This window comes from Olleya sp. UBA1516 (assembly GCF_002323495.1).
Taxonomy (GTDB): Bacteria; Bacteroidota; Bacteroidia; order Flavobacteriales; family Flavobacteriaceae; genus Olleya.
This window is the reverse complement of record NZ_DCQO01000017.1, coordinates 208,548-226,789: the sequence shown is the minus strand read 5'-3', so window position 1 is coordinate 226,789 and position 18,242 is coordinate 208,548. Positions and strand designations below refer to the sequence as shown.

The 18,242-nt window shown below is 32.7% G+C and carries 16 protein-coding genes; 8 read left to right on the top strand and 8 right to left on the bottom strand.

Annotation, left to right across the window (positions count from 1 at the left end; translation table 11 throughout):
* Window positions 1-108: 108 nt before the first annotated feature.
* Window positions 109-576 (bottom strand): CYTH domain-containing protein, encoded by a 468-nt coding sequence (locus B2989_RS11360; RefSeq protein WP_292948464.1) that lies wholly within the window; start codon window positions 574-576, stop codon window positions 109-111.
* Between the two features lie 71 nt (window positions 577-647).
* Between B2989_RS11360 and dinB the strand changes: the two genes are divergently transcribed.
* Window positions 648-1,751 (top strand): DNA polymerase IV, encoded by a 1,104-nt coding sequence (gene dinB, locus B2989_RS11355; protein ID WP_292948462.1) that lies wholly within the window; start codon window positions 648-650, stop codon window positions 1,749-1,751.
* Here dinB and B2989_RS11350 read toward each other — a convergent pair.
* From B2989_RS11350 to B2989_RS11325, 6 genes are all read right to left on the bottom strand, one after another.
* Window positions 1,748-2,032, bottom strand: coding sequence for a hypothetical protein (locus B2989_RS11350; RefSeq protein WP_292948460.1), 285 nt, complete (start codon window positions 2,030-2,032; stop codon window positions 1,748-1,750). The genes dinB and B2989_RS11350 overlap by 4 nt on opposite strands.
* Before the next feature lie 264 nt (window positions 2,033-2,296).
* Window positions 2,297-3,739 (bottom strand): pyruvate kinase, encoded by a 1,443-nt coding sequence (gene pyk, locus B2989_RS11345; protein WP_145005359.1) that lies wholly within the window; start codon window positions 3,737-3,739, stop codon window positions 2,297-2,299.
* Entirely contained in the window at window positions 3,739-4,224 is a 486-nt protein-coding gene (locus tag B2989_RS11340) for an IPExxxVDY family protein (protein WP_292948457.1), read from the bottom strand. The genes pyk and B2989_RS11340 overlap by 1 nt, the downstream gene beginning before the upstream one ends.
* Before the next feature lie 136 nt (window positions 4,225-4,360).
* Entirely contained in the window at window positions 4,361-5,107 is a 747-nt protein-coding gene (gene rnc / locus B2989_RS11335) for a ribonuclease III (RefSeq protein WP_145005352.1), read from the bottom strand.
* A gap of 9 nt (window positions 5,108-5,116) precedes the next feature.
* The gene (fabF, locus tag B2989_RS11330; protein ID WP_292948454.1) at window positions 5,117-6,367 is read right to left on the bottom strand and encodes a beta-ketoacyl-ACP synthase II; all 1,251 of its coding nucleotides are present in this window, start codon (window positions 6,365-6,367) and stop codon (window positions 5,117-5,119) included.
* Between the two features lie 11 nt (window positions 6,368-6,378).
* Entirely contained in the window at window positions 6,379-6,612 is a 234-nt protein-coding gene (locus tag B2989_RS11325; RefSeq protein WP_013869581.1) for an acyl carrier protein, read from the bottom strand.
* Between the two features lie 182 nt (window positions 6,613-6,794).
* On the opposite strand from B2989_RS11325, the gene purN reads away from it, so the two are divergent.
* The 4 genes from purN (at window position 6,795) to B2989_RS11305 (ending at window position 11,165) form a co-directional block, all read left to right on the top strand.
* Window positions 6,795-7,361: a phosphoribosylglycinamide formyltransferase gene (gene purN, locus B2989_RS11320; RefSeq protein WP_292948425.1), complete on the top strand. Its 567-nt coding sequence runs from the start codon at window positions 6,795-6,797 to the stop codon at window positions 7,359-7,361.
* 27 nt (window positions 7,362-7,388) lie between these two features.
* A complete protein-coding gene (locus tag B2989_RS11315; RefSeq protein WP_292948423.1) occupies window positions 7,389-8,030 on the top strand; it encodes a ribonuclease H family protein in 642 nt (213 codons plus the stop codon).
* Between the two features lie 235 nt (window positions 8,031-8,265).
* Complete coding sequence (locus B2989_RS11310) at window positions 8,266-9,192, top strand: PfkB family carbohydrate kinase (protein WP_145005340.1); 927 nt, start codon at window positions 8,266-8,268, stop codon at window positions 9,190-9,192.
* 74 nt (window positions 9,193-9,266) lie between these two features.
* Window positions 9,267-11,165, top strand: a complete 1,899-nt coding sequence (locus B2989_RS11305; protein WP_292948420.1) for an amidophosphoribosyltransferase — start codon at window positions 9,267-9,269, stop codon at window positions 11,163-11,165.
* Window positions 11,166-11,437: 272 nt separating this feature from the next.
* Here the strand turns inward: B2989_RS11305 and B2989_RS11300 are convergent, their stop codons facing one another.
* Entirely contained in the window at window positions 11,438-12,046 is a 609-nt protein-coding gene (locus B2989_RS11300; RefSeq protein ID WP_145005334.1) for a superoxide dismutase, read from the bottom strand.
* A 195-nt stretch (window positions 12,047-12,241) separates the two neighbouring features.
* Here B2989_RS11300 and B2989_RS11295 point away from each other — a divergent pair, with 195 nt between their 5' ends.
* From B2989_RS11295 to B2989_RS11285, 3 genes are all read left to right on the top strand, one after another.
* The gene (locus tag B2989_RS11295) at window positions 12,242-15,385 is read left to right on the top strand and encodes a UvrD-helicase domain-containing protein (protein WP_292948417.1); all 3,144 of its coding nucleotides are present in this window, start codon (window positions 12,242-12,244) and stop codon (window positions 15,383-15,385) included.
* Between the two features lie 67 nt (window positions 15,386-15,452).
* Window positions 15,453-16,646, top strand: a complete 1,194-nt coding sequence (gene kbl / locus B2989_RS11290) for a glycine C-acetyltransferase (RefSeq protein ID WP_292948415.1) — start codon at window positions 15,453-15,455, stop codon at window positions 16,644-16,646.
* Window positions 16,647-16,771: 125 nt separating this feature from the next.
* Complete coding sequence (locus B2989_RS11285) at window positions 16,772-18,202, top strand: OmpA family protein (protein ID WP_292948413.1); 1,431 nt, start codon at window positions 16,772-16,774, stop codon at window positions 18,200-18,202.
* Window positions 18,203-18,242 lie beyond the last annotated feature (40 nt).

The following is an 18,242-nucleotide window of genomic DNA, read 5'->3' as shown; positions in this document are numbered from 1 at the left end:
ACCACAACAACAATAAACACTAGTATAACAACCAATTAAAAACCAAAAAATAGCCTTACTAATCTTAGTAAGGCTATTTTAATTTATAGCTGTTTTAAAGTCTTTATTTTACCATGTACAATATGGGTTTTCACTAAGTTGCGAATTGTAATATTTAATATCTCCAGTCACTTCATCACCTAACCAATCCGGTTTTACAAAAGTTTCATTTTCATGATTTAACTCAACTTCTGCAATGACTAATCCTTGGTTATCTGCATAAAACTCATCCACTTCAAACGTATGCTCACCTACTTTTACTTCGTAACGTGTTTTATCAATTACTCCTTTTTTGCAAAGTAATAATAATTGTTCTGCTTCTACTTTTGTGATTTCTTTCTCCCATTCAAACCTAGACAATCCAGTACTTGAGGATTCTCCTTTTATAGTTAAAAACCCTTGATTATCTTTAAGTCTTACCCTTACAGTTCTTTTTTTGTCAGTACTTAAAAAACCTTGCGTAATTTTGGTGTGTTTAAATGCTACTGCTTTAAAGACATTAGATTTGACTAAAAATTTACGTTCTATTTCTATCATTTTTTTAGGTAATTATAAATCTTAAATTAAATTGAAATCAATAAAAGACATTTAATGTCTAAATTTACAAGATGCAAAACGATTTACCAATAAGAAAAATTATTCATGTGGATATGGACGCATTTTACGCGTCAGTAGCCCAAATGGATAATCCAGAACTTATAGGAAAAGCTATTGCTGTTGGAGGTGGCGGAACGCGTGGTGTTATTAGTGCTGCGAGCTATGAAGCAAGAAAATTTGGAGTCAAAAGCGCCATGTCTGGTAGATTGGCAATAAAATTATGTCCTCATCTAATTTTTGTTAAAACAGATTTTGAACGCTATAAAGAAATCTCTAATAAAATTAGGAAAATTTTTTACGATTATACCGATTTGGTAGAGCCTTTATCCTTGGACGAAGCCTATTTAGATGTTACCCAAAACAAGAAAGGTAATCCTAGCGCATCTATGTTAGCTGAAGAGATTAGATCAAGAATTTTTAATGAAGTTGGCTTAACTGCTTCAGCTGGAATTAGCATTAATAAATTTGTTGCTAAAGTTGCTAGTGATTACAACAAACCTAATGGACAAAAAGTTGTAAATCCTGAAGAGGTTTTAGCTTTTTTAGAAGCTTTAGACATTAGAAAATTTTATGGCATTGGTAAGGTTACTGCCGAAAAAATGTACCAAAAGGGAATTTATAATGGTAAGGATTTAAAATCTAAATCAATTGAGTTTTTAGAGTCTAACTTTGGCAAGTCAGGAAAATCGTACTATTACATTGTTAGAGGTATCCATAACAGCGAAGTAAAACCAAATAGAATTAGAAAAAGTCTAGCTGCTGAGCGTACGTTTACTGAAAACTTGTCCTCCGAAGTCTTTATGCTTGAAAAACTAAAGCTTATTGCTGACGAAGTTGCCAAACGATTAGCTAATAGCAAAGTTGCAGGAAAAACTATTACGTTAAAAATTAAATACAGTGATTTTACGCTACAAACACGCAGTAAAACATTACCTTATTTTATTGCTGATGCTGCTATAATTTTGGATACTGCAAAGGATTTGCTATATCAAGAAAAAATGAATAATTCTGTGCGTTTACTTGGCATCTCATTATCCAATCTAAATACTTTAAATAAACCTAAAAAGATAGAGTCGGATAAAACCATTAGTGTCCAATTGAGTTTTAAATTTTAGGCTACAGATACAATACGCTCCATTGGAATAATTGTAGACGTTTTTAATATTACATAGTCTTCTGTTACTCCCCAAATTGTGGTATTTACTCTTTTTAATCCTTCGTTGTCTGCAAACAAAATATGTACTTTCTCGTGCTCTATATTACCTAATACCATTGCTCTTGTTAGAGTCTGACAGCGTTCTACTTTTTCTTTTTTTGAGGATAATAATTCTTCTTTAGGGAATTTTAAAAATTTTATTTGCTCTTTTTCTATTGTTTGTATCGCTAGGTTGTTCATTTTATATACTATTAATCGTTTATTACTTTAAATTACATAATCATTACTTAACTGACTAATTTAATTGCTATTTTGATTAATATTTAACATAGTTTGTAAGTGTTTTAAAACAAAAAACCAGTTATATCTCTATAACTGGTTTTAATTTATTGTTTTGTTCTTGGCTATGCGTTAGCGATAGAAACGACATCCTTTTTTGTGCGCGCTTATGCGCAAAAAAGATATAGTGGATAGCGCGACCCTTGTGGTAACGCCCAAGTTATTTTAAAAACTACAACTTGTAATCTCTGTGACTCTTAGTGTGTTTACCATTCCTTTTTCTTGAATTGGCATGGCTGCTAAGCTTATTAGCATGTCTCCTACTTCTAAAAACCCTTTTTTACATGCAATAGCGTTTACGTCTTCAATGGTCTCGTCTGTGCTAACAAACTTGTCGTAATAAAATGCTGTTACTCCCCAAAGTAAATTTAACTGCGTTAATATACGCTTGTTTGAGGTAAATACTAATATATGTGATTTTGGTCTCCATGCTGATATCTGGAACGCTGTATATCCACTATTGGTTAATGTTGATATTGCTTTTGCGTCAATATCATTAGCCATGTGTGCTGCGTGATAACATATGGATTTTGTAATATATCTGTTGGTACGTATGTGTGGTGGTGATTGTGGCACCTTTATTAGCTCAGAGTTTTCTACACTTTTAATAATGTTAGACATTTGTCTGATAACTTGTACAGGGTATTGTCCTACACTTGTCTCTCCTGATAGCATTACTGCATCTGCACCATCCATTACACTGTTTGCAACGTCATTAACTTCTGCTCGAGTTGGTGTTAAACTAGTAATCATAGTTTCCATCATTTGTGTTGCTATAATTACTGGTATTCTGGCACGTTTTGCACGTAGTACTAGTTGTTTTTGAACTAATGGTACTTCTTCTGCAGGAATCTCTACTCCAAGATCACCACGTGCTACCATTAATCCGTCACAATAGGCTACAATTTTGTCTATGTTTTCTACTGCTTCTGGTTTTTCGATTTTTGCAATAATCGGAATTTTATGATCGCTATGTTTTTTTATTAGTTCTTGTAATTGCATTAAATCCTCTGCATGACGCACAAATGATAAGGCCATCCAATCGACTCCTAACTTACATGCAAAAATAGCGTCTTCGACGTCTTTTTCTGTTAAAGCTGGCTGAGAGATGTTTGTATTAGGAAGGTTAACTCCTTTTTTAGATTTTAATGGTCCACCTTGAATTACCTTGGCTTTTACTTCTGATTTTTTATCTGTTGATAGTACTTCAAAAATTAATTTTCCGTCATCTAAAAGGATACGTTCTCCAGGTTTTGCATCCTGCGGAAAACGGTCATAAGTCATGTATACACGATCTTTAGTACCTTCAAAACGTTTACCTGTTGCAAAAACAATCTCGTCTCCTGGATTTACTATTACCTCTCCCTTCATCACTCCTACACGAAGTTTTGGTCCTTGCAAGTCTCCTAATATGGAAGCATTATAACCAAACTCGTCGTTTAGCTCTCGTATCATTTTTACACGTTCTTCAACGTCTTTATAATCTGCGTGAGAGAAGTTGATTCTAAATACATTAGCACCTTCGTCTAACATACCTTTTAATACCTCTTTGCTGCTAGTTGCTGGTCCTAAAGTTGCAACGATCTTAGTTTTTTTTCTTATTGGCATTAGTTGAATATTAAATTGTCCTTGGATTTTAAAGCATCTGTGTCTATACTGTAAGCAGTCACTACTTGTGGAATCCTTAGAATGTTATTTAAAATAATTTTTTCTTTATTATGGAATTCGGTTTCTATTTTAAGAAGATAATTTACTTTTTTAAATTCTGGTAACAAATAAAAATTAGTTGCACCTGATGAGTCTTCTCCAAATAACGAATTTGATTGTTGCTGTAAATTATTATGCTGTACCTTACATGTATTGGCTACTAGGTGGTATGTGGTAAGTTGTTTTTCGTCAAACCACTCAAACAATGCATAACTGGAATTTAAACTTGGATTGGTTAGGTCATCTAACCGTCTTCTAAGTTTAATATCTAATGTTTGATTTATTAAAAAAGCTAATCTATAGTCTTCTATTACGCAATGAATACCTATTAATGCGTAATGCTCTTCTTCTAAAAAATCATCTAAGGAGAGTTTCCGAACAGCCATTTTAATATAAAATTAATTGTAAATATAGCATTTAAACGCTTATTATAATTCAATTTTACTTAAACTTAACAACAAAAAACCACGAAAACGTTTTAGTAAAACCTAAATTATTAAGAATTTAAGAATAGTACTTTTATTATATAAAGCCAGCTTTAGTAATTTGACTTTGAAGTGCAAAAAAGGCGCGTTTGGAGGCTTTTTCTTCAGCTTTCTTTTTTGAAGTTGCTCTAGCCTTAGCTACTATTTTTGAGTCAATAGATAATTTTACAGAGAAGTGTTTAATATTGTCATTACCAGTGTCTTCATAAACATTGTAGTCAAAGACCTTTTTTTCTTTTTGACACCACTCTATCAATAAACTTTTATAGCTTATAACTTTACCTTCTAATTTTTCGATATCAACATAAGGATCTATAACGCGTTTTTGAATAAACTTATCGCAGTTTTTGTAACCTTTGTCAAGATATATTGCTCCTATTAATGCTTCAAATAGGTTACCATGTATATTATCTCCAAATTGACCTTTAGGTATTTTACTTTCTACAAGATCTATAAGTCCTAAATCTTTACCAAGTTCATTTAAATGCTCTCGACTAACTACTTTTGATCGCATTTTGGTTAGATAACCTTCATCACCTCCAGGAACTTCCATGTATAAATGATGCGCAATCACAGCACTAAGCATAGCGTCGCCTAAAAACTCTAGACGTTCATAATTAATTATGTGTCCTTTTTCGTCTTTAATATTCATGGAACGATGCGTAAAGGCTGTTTGATAAAACTTTAAAGTTTTTGGTTTAAACTTTAGTATTTTAGATATAGCCACAAAAAAATTCCCATCGTCATTTGATTGGGAATTAAATATGTTACGAATGCGTTTCATTCAATAAAACTAGTCTAGTTTTTTAAATAACACACAAGCATTGTGTCCTCCAAAACCAAAAGTATTGCTCATGGCAACATTAATCTCTCTTTTTTGAGGTGCATTAAGTGTTAAATTTAAATCTGGATCAATATTTTCGTCTACGGTCGTGTGATTTATTGTTGGTGGCACAATACCATGTTCCATTGCTAATATAGCAGCAATAGACTCAATAGCACCTGCAGCACCTAATAAATGACCAGTCATAGACTTGGTAGAATTGATATTAATATTTTTTGCGTGATCACCAAAAACTTCTTTAATAGCTTTTAGCTCGGCAACATCACCTAAAGGTGTAGATGTACCATGCGTATTAATGTGATCAACGTCTTCTGGTTTTAAACCAGCGTTTTCTAAACAGTTTTTCATTACTGCAATTACTCCAATTCCGTCTGGATGTGGTGCAGTCATGTGGTACGCGTCAGAAGACATTCCGCCTCCTAAAACTTCTGCATAGATTTTGGCTCCTCTTGCTTTAGCGTGCTCATATTCTTCTAGAATAATTGCACCTGCTCCTTCACCTAAAACAAATCCATCACGAGTGGCATCAAAAGGTCTTGATGCTGTTTCTGGACTTTCATTTCTGGTTGATAAAGCATGCATTGCATTAAATCCTCCCATTCCAGCAATTGTAACTGCTGCTTCACTACCTCCTGTAACAATAACATCACAATGTCCTAAACGTATGTAGTTTAAGGCATCTATCATCGCGTTTGCAGAAGATGCACATGCAGATACAGTTGTGTAATTAGGACCCATAAAACCATTTTTTATAGAAATGTTTCCTGGAGCAATGTCTGCAATCATCTTAGGGATGAAAAAAGGATTAAATCTTGGAGTACCATCACCTTCGGCAAAATTTAACACCTCATTTTGAAATGTTTCTAATCCACCAATTCCGGCTCCCCAAATTACACCTACTCTTAATTTATTTATGGTCTCTAAGTCTAGTTTAGAGTCCGCAATAGCCTCATCAGATGCGACCATTGCGTACTGCGTAAACCTGTCCATTTTGCGGGCTTCTTTTCTATCTAGAAAATCAGTTGCCACGAAATTTTTTAACTCGCAAGCAAAGTTTGTCTTGAACTTTTCAGTATCAAAATATGTTATAGGTGCAGCACCACTTTTACCACTAATAAGACCAGACCAATACTCGTCCTTAGTGTTTCCAATTGGCGTTAACGCTCCTAATCCTGTAACTACTACTCGCTTAAGTTCCATAAATATTGTGCTTATTTAGCAGCTTCAATATAAGATACAGCTTGACCTACTGTAGCAATGTTTTCTGCTTGGTCGTCTGGAATCTGGATATCGAATTCTTTTTCAAATTCCATGATTAATTCTACAGTGTCTAATGAATCTGCTCCTAAGTCGTTTGTGAAGCTAGCTTCAGTTACAACTTCGTTTTCATCAACACCTAATTTGTCTACGATAATCGCTTTTACTCTTGATGCAATGTCTGACATAATTTTAATTTTTTTAGTTTTAATTAAGAGGCAAAAATAAAAAACTTTATTTTAAAACACACGTTTACTTTAAAAATGTGCTACGAATTTAATTATTTAAATCGAAGAATTTCGATTTTAGCCCATAATTGTTAATAATTATTGCTTTTTTTGTTTGAAGAATTTAACATTGAAAATAGAAAATGAAACGTGTAGTAATTTTTGCGTCCGGAAGCGGATCTAATGCTGAAAATTTAATAAGGTTTTTTCAAAATAGAGACAATGCGTCTGTTATTCAGGTATTAACTAACAATCCTCATGCCAAAGTTTTAGATCGCTGTAAAAAATTGAAAGTTAGCGCTTTATCCTTCAACAAAACAGCCTTTACAGAGACAGATGATGTATTAAATATTCTTAAAGTTAATAAACCTGACCTAATTATTCTAGCTGGTTTTTTATGGAAATTTCCAGAAAAAATCCTAAAAGACTTTCCAAATAAAGTCATCAATGTACATCCAGCTTTATTACCAAAATTTGGTGGAAAAGGCATGTATGGAATGCATGTACATCAAGCTGTAATTAATAATAAAGAAACAGAAACAGGTATCACAATTCATTACGTAAACGAGAATTATGACGAAGGTGCGATCATTTTTCAATCAAAATGTGAGGTTTTAGCTTCAGACACTGCACAAGATGTTGCAGACAAGATTCACGAATTAGAGATGAAACATTTTCCGGAAGTGGTTGATCAACTATTAAAAAAATAAGATTTCCGTTTACACGGAAATACTAAAATGAGTAAAAAGAAGAAAAAATATTATACCGTTTGGCAAGGACACCATAAAGGCGTTTTTGAAACTTGGAATGATTGTAAAGCACAAATTAAAGACTATCCAGGTGCGCAATATAAATCCTTTGCTACTTTTGATGCTGCCAAAGAAGCCTTAAAAGGTAACTACTTTGACTATATTGGAAAAAAAGAAGATTTTAAAAGTGAGTTAAGCCATGAACAGCTTAAAAAAATTGGACGTCCAAATTATAATTCTATCTCTGTGGATGCAGCCTCTTCTGGTAATCCAGGTATAATGGAATATAGAGGCGTAGATACCAAAACCAAGAAACAATTATTTAAACAAGGACCATTTGAGCAAGGCACAAACAATCTAGGCGAGTTTTTGGCTTTAGTACATGGTTTAAGTTTTTTAAAAAAACATAATAGCGACCGTATTATATATACAGACTCTAAAACAGCTATGAGTTGGGTACGCAAAAAAACCTGTAATAGTAAACTTGAGCGTAACGCAAAAAATAAACCAGTTTATGATTTGGTGGATCGTGCTGTAGCCTGGCTAAAAACAAACGATTATAAAACTACTATTGTTAAATGGGAAACTAAAGCTTGGGGAGAAATTCCTGCGGATTTTGGGAGGAAGTAATAACTAGAGTTCAAACCAACGCATACACCAAAGCCTTTTTAATTTGTTTTAATTTAAAGCAAACATCCATGATTTACAGCCTCAAAAAAAATAAAGATTAGTGAAGTGTTCTTTAATATAAGTGAATTGTTAAGAATTATAAAACTAATGTTACAGACTTCATTTTATTCCGAAAGGAAATTAAAAAAAATGCGACTAAAAAACCTATATTTGCACTTTAATTAAAATAGCTTTTATGAGCAAGTTAGTAATAGTAGGTACAGTAGCATTTGACGCAATAGAAACTCCTTTTGGTAAAACCGATAAAATTCTTGGTGGAGCAGCAACCTATATAGGGTTATCTGCAGCAAATTTTGATGTAGATCAAGCAGCAGTATCTGTTGTTGGAGGAGATTTTCCTCAGGAATATTTAGATCTTTTAACAGATAGAAAAGTAAATATTGAAGGTATCGAGATTGTAAAAGACGGTAAAACGTTTTTTTGGAGTGGAAAATATCACAACGACATGAACTCTCGTGATACTTTAGCAACTGAATTAAACGTATTAGAGCATTTTAATCCTGTAGTACCGCAAAATTATCGTGATGCAGAGATTGTAATGTTAGGTAATTTACACCCTTTAGTACAACAAGGTGTTTTAGATCAAATGACTAAAAAGCCAAAATTAGCTATTTTAGATACTATGAATTTCTGGATGGACATCGCATTAGACGATTTACTTGCAGTGATTAAAAATGTAGATGTAATTACTATTAATGATGAAGAAGCAAGACAATTAACTGGAGAATACAGTTTAGTTGTTGCTGCTAGAAAGATTCATGAAATGGGACCAAAATATGTAGTTATCAAAAAAGGAGAGCATGGTGCTTTATTGTTCCATGATGACCATATGTTTTATGCACCTGCTTTACCATTGGAAGAAGTATTTGATCCGACTGGAGCAGGAGACACTTTTGCTGGTGGATTTGCTGGTTATTTAGCAAGTACAGGAGACATTAGTTTTGAAAACATGAAAAACGCTGTAATCTACGGATCTACTTTAGCCTCTTTTTGTGTCGAAAAATTTGGAACTGAGCGCATGATTGACCTTAAAAAAGACGAGGTCAACAATCGACTAAAAGAATTTAAAAAATTAACACATTTCGATATCGAATTAAAATAAAAAAAACGCGCTCGTAATTATGAGCGCGTTTTTTATTTTTATCTTTTTAATAAACAACTCACAACACAACAACAATGAGTGATGCTTTAAAACATGAGTGCGGAATTGCACTGATAAGATTACGTAAACCTTTAGAATTTTATAAAGAAAAATATGGAAGTGCTTTTTATGGTGTAAATAAAATGTACTTAATGATGGAAAAGCAACACAATCGTGGTCAAGATGGTGCTGGTTTTGCAAGTATTAAAATGGACACGCTTCCAGGAGAACGTTACATTAGTCGTGTACGCTCCATAGCACAACAACCTATTCAGGATATTTTTGCACAAATTAACGAACGTGTAAATAAAGAGTTAGCACAACATCCAGAATACCAAGATAGTGTTGCGCTTCAAAAAAAACACATACCTTATATAGGTGAGCTACTATTAGGACACGTACGTTATGGTACGTTTGGTAAAAATAGTGTGGAAAGTGTTCATCCTTTTTTAAGACAAAATAACTGGATGCATCGTAACCTGATTTTGGCAGGTAACTTTAATATGACTAATGTTAAAGAGCTGTTTAAAAATCTAGTAGACCTTGGACAACATCCAAAAGAATATACAGACACCATTACTATAATGGAAAAAATAGGTCACTTTTTAGATGATGCAGTAAGCAAAATCTATAAAGACCTAAAAAAAGAAGGTTACGGTAAACATGAATGTTCTCCTTTAATTGCCGAACGGTTAAAAATCGCAAAAATATTAAGACGTGCTGCTAAAAACTGGGATGGTGGTTATGCTATGGCTGGTTTAATTGGACATGGAGATGCTTTTGTACTTCGTGATCCAGCAGGTATACGTCCTGTATATTATTATACAGATGACGAGATAGTTGTTGTTGCTTCAGAACGTCCTGTGATACAAACTGTTTTTAATGTCGAGTTTGATGATGTTAAAGAGCTAACACCAGGTCATGCTTTAATCTCTAAAAAATCTGGTGCAGTTTCGATAAAAAAAATATTAGAACCCTTAGAGCGTAAATCTTGTAGTTTTGAGCGCATTTACTTTTCTAGAGGAAGTGACGCCGAAATCTATCAAGAGCGTAAAATGCTTGGACGTTTATTAATGCCACAAGTTTTAAAGGCTATTAATAATGATACAAAAAATAGTGTTTTCTCTTATATTCCTAATACTGCTGAAACTTCATTTTATGGAATGATTGAAACCGTCGAGGAGCATTTAAATGAGAAAAAAACCAAAGCAATTTTAGATGGAAATGGACAATTATCTGCAGATCAGGTAACATCTATATTAAAAGAAAGACCACGTATAGAAAAAATAGCAATAAAGGATGTTAAACTTAGAACCTTTATTACAGAAGATAGTAGTCGTGACGACTTAGTTGCTCACGTTTACGATGTAACCTATGGTGTTATAAAACCTACGGATAATCTTGTAATTATTGACGATAGTATTGTACGTGGTACAACATTAAAAAAGAGTATTATTAAAATGATGGACCGATTACATCCTAAAAAGATTGTTATCGTATCGTCTGCACCACAAATACGTTTTCCTGATTGTTATGGTATTGACATGGCTAATCTAGAAACCTTGGTAGCTTTTAATGCTGCATTAGCGCTACTTAAAGAAAACGGAAAATACGACTTAGTAGAAGAAGTATATCACAGATGTAAAGCACAAGAAGACTTAGCAGATAAAGATGTTAAGAATTTTGTAAACGAAATTTATGACCAATTTACAACAGAACAAATTTCGGCTAAGATCTCTCAACTTTTAACTGATGAGTCGGTTAATGCTGAAGTTGAAATCATTTTTCAGCCAGTTGCTAATTTGCATAAAGCAATACCTGATCATTTAGGAGATTGGTATTTTACAGGAAACTATCCAACAGTTGGTGGTAACCGAGTAGTTAACAGAGCTTTTATTAATTTTTTCGAAGGAAATAAAGAACGTGCTTACTAATTATAAGAAGTACAAATTTTCTCACGACACACTCATTTAAGCGAATATTTTTACGTTTTAACTATATTTTATAATATATCAAATTAAATGTCGTTATATTTGAGCTTACCATAACATAAGTAGGTTAAGTTCATGGTAGATTTGGGGCAAAAAAGGAGAACTCTCGTTCTCCTTTTTTATTTGCCAAAATTTTACAAAACACACAGTTTACAGCATAAAAAAAGCAGATTCAAATATGAATCTGCTTTTTTAATATTATAACGTTTTAAAGCTTATTTAGCTTCTGCATAACGTCTTTCTACTTCGTTCCAGTTAATAACATTAAAAAATGCATCGATATAATCTGGTCTTCTGTTTTGGTAGTTTAAATAGTAAGCATGCTCCCAAACGTCTAATCCTAAGATTGGTGTTCCTTCGCAAGTTACTCCTGGCATTAATGGGTTATCTTGGTTTGGTGTAGAACACACTTCAACCTTACCTCCTTTATGCACACATAACCAAGCCCAACCTGATCCAAATTGAGTTGCTGCTGCATTACTAAAAGCATCTTTAAAAGCATCAAAACTTCCATAAGCTGCCTCAATAGCATCTTTTAATTCTCCAGATAAACGTCCTTTACCTTCTGGATTCATAACTTCCCAAAATAATGAGTGGTTATAAAAACCTCCTCCATTATTTCTAACAGCCATATTATTCATATCTAAATTAGTAAGAATATCTTCAATAGATTTTCCTTCTAAGTCAGTTCCTTCAATAGCTCCATTTAGTTTAGTTGTGTAACCATTGTGGTGCTTTGTGTGATGTATTTCCATTGTACGTGCATCGATATTTGGTTCTAATGCATCATACGCATATTTTAATTTTGGTAATTCAAAAGCCATAATTGTATGTTTTTAAGTGTTAATATTCAATATAATCAAAATTAAACATTAAAGCCTTCAATTGAAAATATTTAAGCAATGGATTAAATGTATTTAATAATATTTTAACATCGCCATTTAATTATCAAAGAATGTTTTAAAATAAATTTAGGAACCATAATATTGTTATTATCTTGTCTAAAATTTAAAATTACAATGTCTACAAAAACACCTTTTAAAGTTTATGACGCCTCTGCTGGTAGCGGAAAAACCTTTGCTTTAGTTAAGGAGTATTTAAAACTATTGTTTACCAGAAAACATAATGACGGTTTTAAACAAATATTAGCCATAACCTTTACAAATAAGGCTGTAGGCGAGATGAAAATTAGAATTTTAGACACATTAAAATCGTTTTCTGATCCAGAAATTATTACTAAACCAAACGGAATGTTTGAGGCTATCACTACTGAGTTAGACCTTAAACCTACTGATGTCCATTTAAAATCAATTGCTTTATTAAACACCATAATGCATAATTATGCTGCTTTTGACATTTCTACCATAGACGGTTTTAACCATAGATTAATCAGGACTTTTGCGCATGATTTAAAAATTCCGATAAATTTTGAGGTCGAGCTTGATACACCATCACTACTTAATCAAGCAGTGGATAGTCTTATAGCTAAAGCAGGAACTGATGTGGCACTTACTAAAGTTTTAATTGATTTTGCTTTAGAAAAAGCTGATGATGATAAAAGTTGGGACGTTTCTAGAGATTTTAATAGTATTGCCAAACTATTGATTAACGACAACGACTTACCACATTTAGACAGTTTTAAACATAAAACACTAGAGGATTTTAAATCCTTAAAAACGCAATTAATTAAAAAAATAAAACATCAAGAAACATTAATTAAGCAAACAGCCAACCAATTATTAGAGGTTTTTAAAACCAATGGTCTGGATGCCAAAAGTTTTTCTAGAGGAACGTTATATAACCATTTTGTAAAAGTTTCTAATTTTGAATTTTACAAATTATATGATAATAAATTAGCCGATAATATTGCTGAAGGTAACGTTTACACAAAGACTTTAGATTCCGCGAAAGCGCAATTAATTGATCAACTTTTACCACAGATAGATAAAGCATATCATTTAATTAAAGACAATGTTATTAGCTTAAAATTTATAAAAGCTGTGTACAAAAATGTAACGCCTTTATCCGTTTTAAATGCTATAAACAAAGAGTTAACTACGATTAAGGAAGACGAAAACAAATTATTGATTTCCGAGTTTAATACGCTTATCAGTAAAGAAATTAAAAACCAACCAACGCCTTTTATTTATGAGCGTTTAGGCGAAAAGTTTAGACATTATTTTATCGACGAGTTTCAGGATACGTCACAAATGCAATGGGAAAACTTAGTGCCTTTAATAGAAAACACACTAACAGGACAAAACTTAAAAGGTGAGCAAGGCACAGCCATGTTGGTAGGTGATGCTAAACAGGCTATTTATAGATGGCGAGGTGGAAAAGCAGAACAATTTTTAGGACTGACTAAAACCGACAACCCGTTTCCTATTGACAAAGAAGTTGTTAGGTTAGAGTATAATTACAGAAGTTTTAAAAAGGTTATTACGTTTAATAATACGTTTTTTGAGTTTTTGGCTAACACTAGTTTTAGTAGTAACGACTATTCTGATTTGTATAAAAAAGCAAATCAAATTCCGGTGTTAAATCAAGAAGGCTTTGTTAATATTCAGTTTTTAGATTTACAAAAAGAAGACGATATTAACGAGTTGTTTCCAGAAACAGTTTTTGACACCATAAACCAATGCTTAACAAACGGATACAACCTTAAAGATATTTGCATATTAGTAAGAAAGAAAAAAGAAGGTGTGGCTATTGCCGAATTTTTAAGCGAAAAAGGAGTTAGAATCACCTCTTCCGAAACCATGTTGATAAACAACTCTGAAGAGGTTAAACTAGTTATTAATATATTTAAACTACTAATAAACCCAAATCACTTAGAGGTTAGAATTAAAGTGTTGGATTATTTAGCAAATACTAATGCAATACAAGATAAACATGCTTATTTTAAAACCAACTTAGAATTGCCACTTCCCGAGTTTTTTAAAGGTTTTGAGCAATTCTCAATACATTGCAATCCAACCGAATTAGTAGAATTATCCTTATTTGATTTAACTGAAGATATTGTCAGAAGTTTTAAAATGACGGAAACGTCAAATGCCTATATACAGTACTTTTTAGACATCGTTTTAGAGTTTTCTCAAAAGCAAATATCCGATTTACCAAGTTTTGTAGATTATTACGAATCTAAAAAGGACAGTTTAAATATTGTCTCTCCTAGCAATCAAAATGCGGTTCAGATAATGACAATCCATAAATCTAAAGGATTAGAGTTTCCGGTGGTTATCTTTCCGTATGCACATTTAGATATTTATAAAGAAGTGGAACCCAAAGAATGGTTTCCGTTAGACCAAGAACAATTTAGCGGTTTTTCTAAAACGCTACTCAATTTTAATAAAGACTTTGAGGAATATGGTACAACTGGCGAAACCATTTACAATCAACATAGAGCAGAACAAGAATTAGACAATATTAACCTATTATATGTAGCATTAACTAGACCCATAGAGCAACTCTATATTATATCTAAAAAAGAAAAATCAGTAAAAGGAATAGTGACACACAATACGTATTCTGGATTACTAACAAATTACTTAATAGACAAGGGTCTATGGAGTGACTCACAATTAGAGTATACCTTTGGAAAAGCTAATCGCGAATCGCAACAAGAAGACAAGTTAGAAAACACCCAAGAAACAGAATTGTTTATTAGCGTTGCTAAACAAGATCATGATATTAAAATTATTACTAAATCAGGCTATCTATGGGATACAGAACAAGAAAACGCAATCGAAAAAGGAAACCTGATACACGATATAATGTCAGAAATAAACACGATAGTAGATGTTGAGCCTGTTATTTTAACCTATACTCAAACAGGAACTATTAATAAGGAACAAGCATTAATTTTAAACAATACAATTACTAACATTATTAATACACCAGAGTTAAATCCTTATTTTACTGATAATTATACCATATATAACGAAAGAGATATTATTACAAAATCAGGCAAAATAATTAGACCAGACCGACTAGCAATAAAAGATAACGAAGCTATTATTATAGATTACAAAACAGGATTATCTAATCCTAAGTACCAACAACAACTAGAGGAATATTCTGATACTTTAAAGGAAATGAACTATATGGTAAAGAAAAAAATATTAATCTATGTAAACGATACAATCAAAATAGTAACGTATTAAATTAAAGAATAGATTTAACTAAGCAATTAACGCGATAACATTATTAAATTTGTAAAAAAATACAATTATGTACAGTAAAATAAAAGAACACTTACAAAACGAAATACAAGACATTAAAGACAACGGTCTTTTTAAAGAAGAACGTATTATAACGTCTGCTCAAGGTGCCGAAATAACTTTAAACACAGGCGAAACTGTTTTAAATTTTTGTGCAAATAACTATTTAGGATTATCCTCTCACCCAGAAGTTATTAAAGCAGCACAAGACACAATGAATACGCATGGTTTTGGTATGTCATCTGTTAGATTTATTTGTGGTACACAAGACATACATAAAACTTTGGAACACAAAATAGCAGAATTTTATGGTACAGAAGACACCATATTATATGCAGCAGCTTTTGATGCAAATGGTGGTGTATTTGAACCTTTATTAGGTAAAGAAGATGCGATTATATCAGACTCGTTAAATCACGCCTCAATTATTGATGGTGTAAGATTATGTAAAGCTGCGCGCTACCGTTACCAAAACAACGACATGGCTGATTTAGAAAAGCAACTTATTGATGCTAACGCAAATGGCGCACGTTTTAAAATAATTGTGACTGATGGTGTATTCTCTATGGATGGATTAGTAGCACCTTTAGATAAAATATGTGACTTAGCAGATAAATATGACGCTATGGTAATGATAGACGAGTGTCACTCGGCTGGATTTATTGGAGAAACTGGACGTGGTACTCTAGAAGAAAAAGGCGTTATGGACAGAGTAGACATCATAACAGGAACTTTAGGAAAAGCACTTGGAGGCGCAATGGGTGGCTACACTACTGGTAAAAAAGAAATTATAGAGCTATTACGTCAACGCTCAAGACCTTATTTATTTTCAAACTCATTAGCACCAGCTATTGTAGGTGCTTCAATAAAAGTGTTTGATATGTTAGCCAATGACAACTCATTACGTAATAAACTAGAAGAAAATACCAAATTTTTCAAAAAAGAAATGAAAGCTGCAGGATTTGATATTATTGATGGTGACTCAGCAATTGTACCAGTAATGTTATACGATGCTAAACTATCTCAAACCATGGCAAATATGTTATTAAAAGAAGGTATCTATGTAATAGGATTTTTCTTCCCAGTAGTACCAAAAGACAAAGCTAGAATTAGAGTGCAGTTATCTGCAGCGCATACTAAGGAACAACTAGAGAAAGCTGTAAGTGCTTTTATTAAAGTTGGTAAAGTATTGGAAATTATTTAGAAACAATCTATAATACTGATATAAAAGCAACAAATAATCAATATTTTTATATATTTGTCTTTGTTAATAATATATAACAACTTATTTTTGCTTTTAATTAACACTTAAAAATTAAATTTTTGAATATGAAAAATCTTAGCAGATTATTGTTCACAATGTTACTACTTTCTAGTTTAGGTAACGTTATGGCACAAGACCAAAACAACCCATGGGCTATTAACTTCGGTGTAAACGCAGTAGATGTTTTTCCTGTAGGTGAAAACGCTCCACAAGGAGATTATTTCCAAGAATTCTTTAACGCTAACGATCACTGGAGTATTTTACCATCTTTATCTACAATTTCTGTATCTAAGTATGTTGGTGATAACTTCTCTATCCAAGCTGGAGGTTCTATAAACAGAATTAACAAATGGGGACAAGATAGTACTAACCCTAGTTTACGTGTTAATGATTTAGCATACTACGCTCTTGATGGTAACGTAAGATACCACTTAGGTGAAGTATTAGGTTCAAAAAGATTAGATCCAGCTATTGGAGTTGGAGGTGGTTACACTTGGATTGAAGAAGGTGCTTATAACACTTACTCTACAAAAGCAGGTTCTAACAACGCAGTTGGAGCAGGAACAGTTAATGCTTCTTTAGGATTAACTTACTGGTTTTCTGATAATATTGGTTTATTTGTTGAGTCTAAATACAAGCACTCATTTGAAGATTATTTAACTAAGCATTTCCAACATTCAGCTGGTTTAGCAGTTAAATTTGGTGGAACTGACACTGATGGTGACGGAATATATGACAAAGATGATGCTTGTCCTGATACTTTTGGATTAGAAGCATTTAACGGTTGTCCAGATTCTGATGGTGATGGAATCGAAGACTCTAAAGATACTTGTCCAAACGAAGCTGGTTTAGCTGAGTTTAACGGATGTCCTGATTCTGATGGTGACGGAGTATCTGATAATAACGACGATTGTCCACAAGTTAAAGGATTAAAATCTTTAAAAGGTTGTCCAGATGCTGATGGTGATGGTGTTGCTGATGCTAAAGATAAATGTCCAAACGAAGCAGGTCCTGCTGCAAATGGAGGATGTCCTTGGCCAGATACTGATGGTGACGGTGTATTAGACAAAGATGATAACTGTCCTAAAGAAGTAGGAACAGTAGCTAACAATGGTTGTCCAGAAGCTGTTATACCAACTCAAGTTGTATTAGATAAATTAAATAGCTATGCTAAAACTATCTTATTTGACACTGGAAAATCTAGCTTCAGAAAAGAAACTTTCTCTGTATTACAGTCTATTACTGCAATCTTAAAAGAATACCCAGACGCTAACTTTACAATTGAAGGTCACACAGATAGCGTTGGAAGCAAAACTTCTAACCAAACATTATCTGATTCTAGAGCTAACGCTGTAATGGCTTACTTAATCGAAAACGGAATTAACTCTGAAAGATTAAACGCTTACGGATTTGGTGAAGACTATCCAATTGACAGCAACAAAACAAAAGCTGGAAGATTTAACAACAGACGTGTAGAAGTTAAACTTAGAAAATAAGTTATAACCAAACACTAATAAGTTTTATAGAAAAACGCTT

Bases quoted from the DNA above. Each gene is read 5' to 3' on its own strand.
- B2989_RS11360 (WP_292948464.1), bottom strand. From the start codon at position 576: ATGATAGAAATAGAACGTAAATTTTTAGTCAAATCTAATGTCTTTAAA.
- dinB (WP_292948462.1), top strand. From the start codon at position 648: ATGCAAAACGATTTACCAATAAGAAAAATTATTCATGTGGATATGGAC.
- B2989_RS11350 (WP_292948460.1), bottom strand. From the start codon at position 2,032: ATGAACAACCTAGCGATACAAACAATAGAAAAAGAGCAAATAAAATTT.
- pyk (WP_145005359.1), bottom strand. From the start codon at position 3,739: ATGCCAATAAGAAAAAAAACTAAGATCGTTGCAACTTTAGGACCAGCA.
- B2989_RS11340 (WP_292948457.1), bottom strand. From the start codon at position 4,224: ATGGCTGTTCGGAAACTCTCCTTAGATGATTTTTTAGAAGAAGAGCAT.
- rnc (WP_145005352.1), bottom strand. From the start codon at position 5,107: ATGAAACGCATTCGTAACATATTTAATTCCCAATCAAATGACGATGGG.
- fabF (WP_292948454.1), bottom strand. From the start codon at position 6,367: ATGGAACTTAAGCGAGTAGTAGTTACAGGATTAGGAGCGTTAACGCCA.
- B2989_RS11325 (WP_013869581.1), bottom strand. From the start codon at position 6,612: ATGTCAGACATTGCATCAAGAGTAAAAGCGATTATCGTAGACAAATTA.
- purN (WP_292948425.1), top strand. From the start codon at position 6,795: ATGAAACGTGTAGTAATTTTTGCGTCCGGAAGCGGATCTAATGCTGAA.
- B2989_RS11315 (WP_292948423.1), top strand. From the start codon at position 7,389: ATGAGTAAAAAGAAGAAAAAATATTATACCGTTTGGCAAGGACACCAT.
- B2989_RS11310 (WP_145005340.1), top strand. From the start codon at position 8,266: ATGAGCAAGTTAGTAATAGTAGGTACAGTAGCATTTGACGCAATAGAA.
- B2989_RS11305 (WP_292948420.1), top strand. From the start codon at position 9,267: ATGAGTGATGCTTTAAAACATGAGTGCGGAATTGCACTGATAAGATTA.
- B2989_RS11300 (WP_145005334.1), bottom strand. From the start codon at position 12,046: ATGGCTTTTGAATTACCAAAATTAAAATATGCGTATGATGCATTAGAA.
- B2989_RS11295 (WP_292948417.1), top strand. From the start codon at position 12,242: ATGTCTACAAAAACACCTTTTAAAGTTTATGACGCCTCTGCTGGTAGC.
- kbl (WP_292948415.1), top strand. From the start codon at position 15,453: ATGTACAGTAAAATAAAAGAACACTTACAAAACGAAATACAAGACATT.
- B2989_RS11285 (WP_292948413.1), top strand. From the start codon at position 16,772: ATGAAAAATCTTAGCAGATTATTGTTCACAATGTTACTACTTTCTAGT.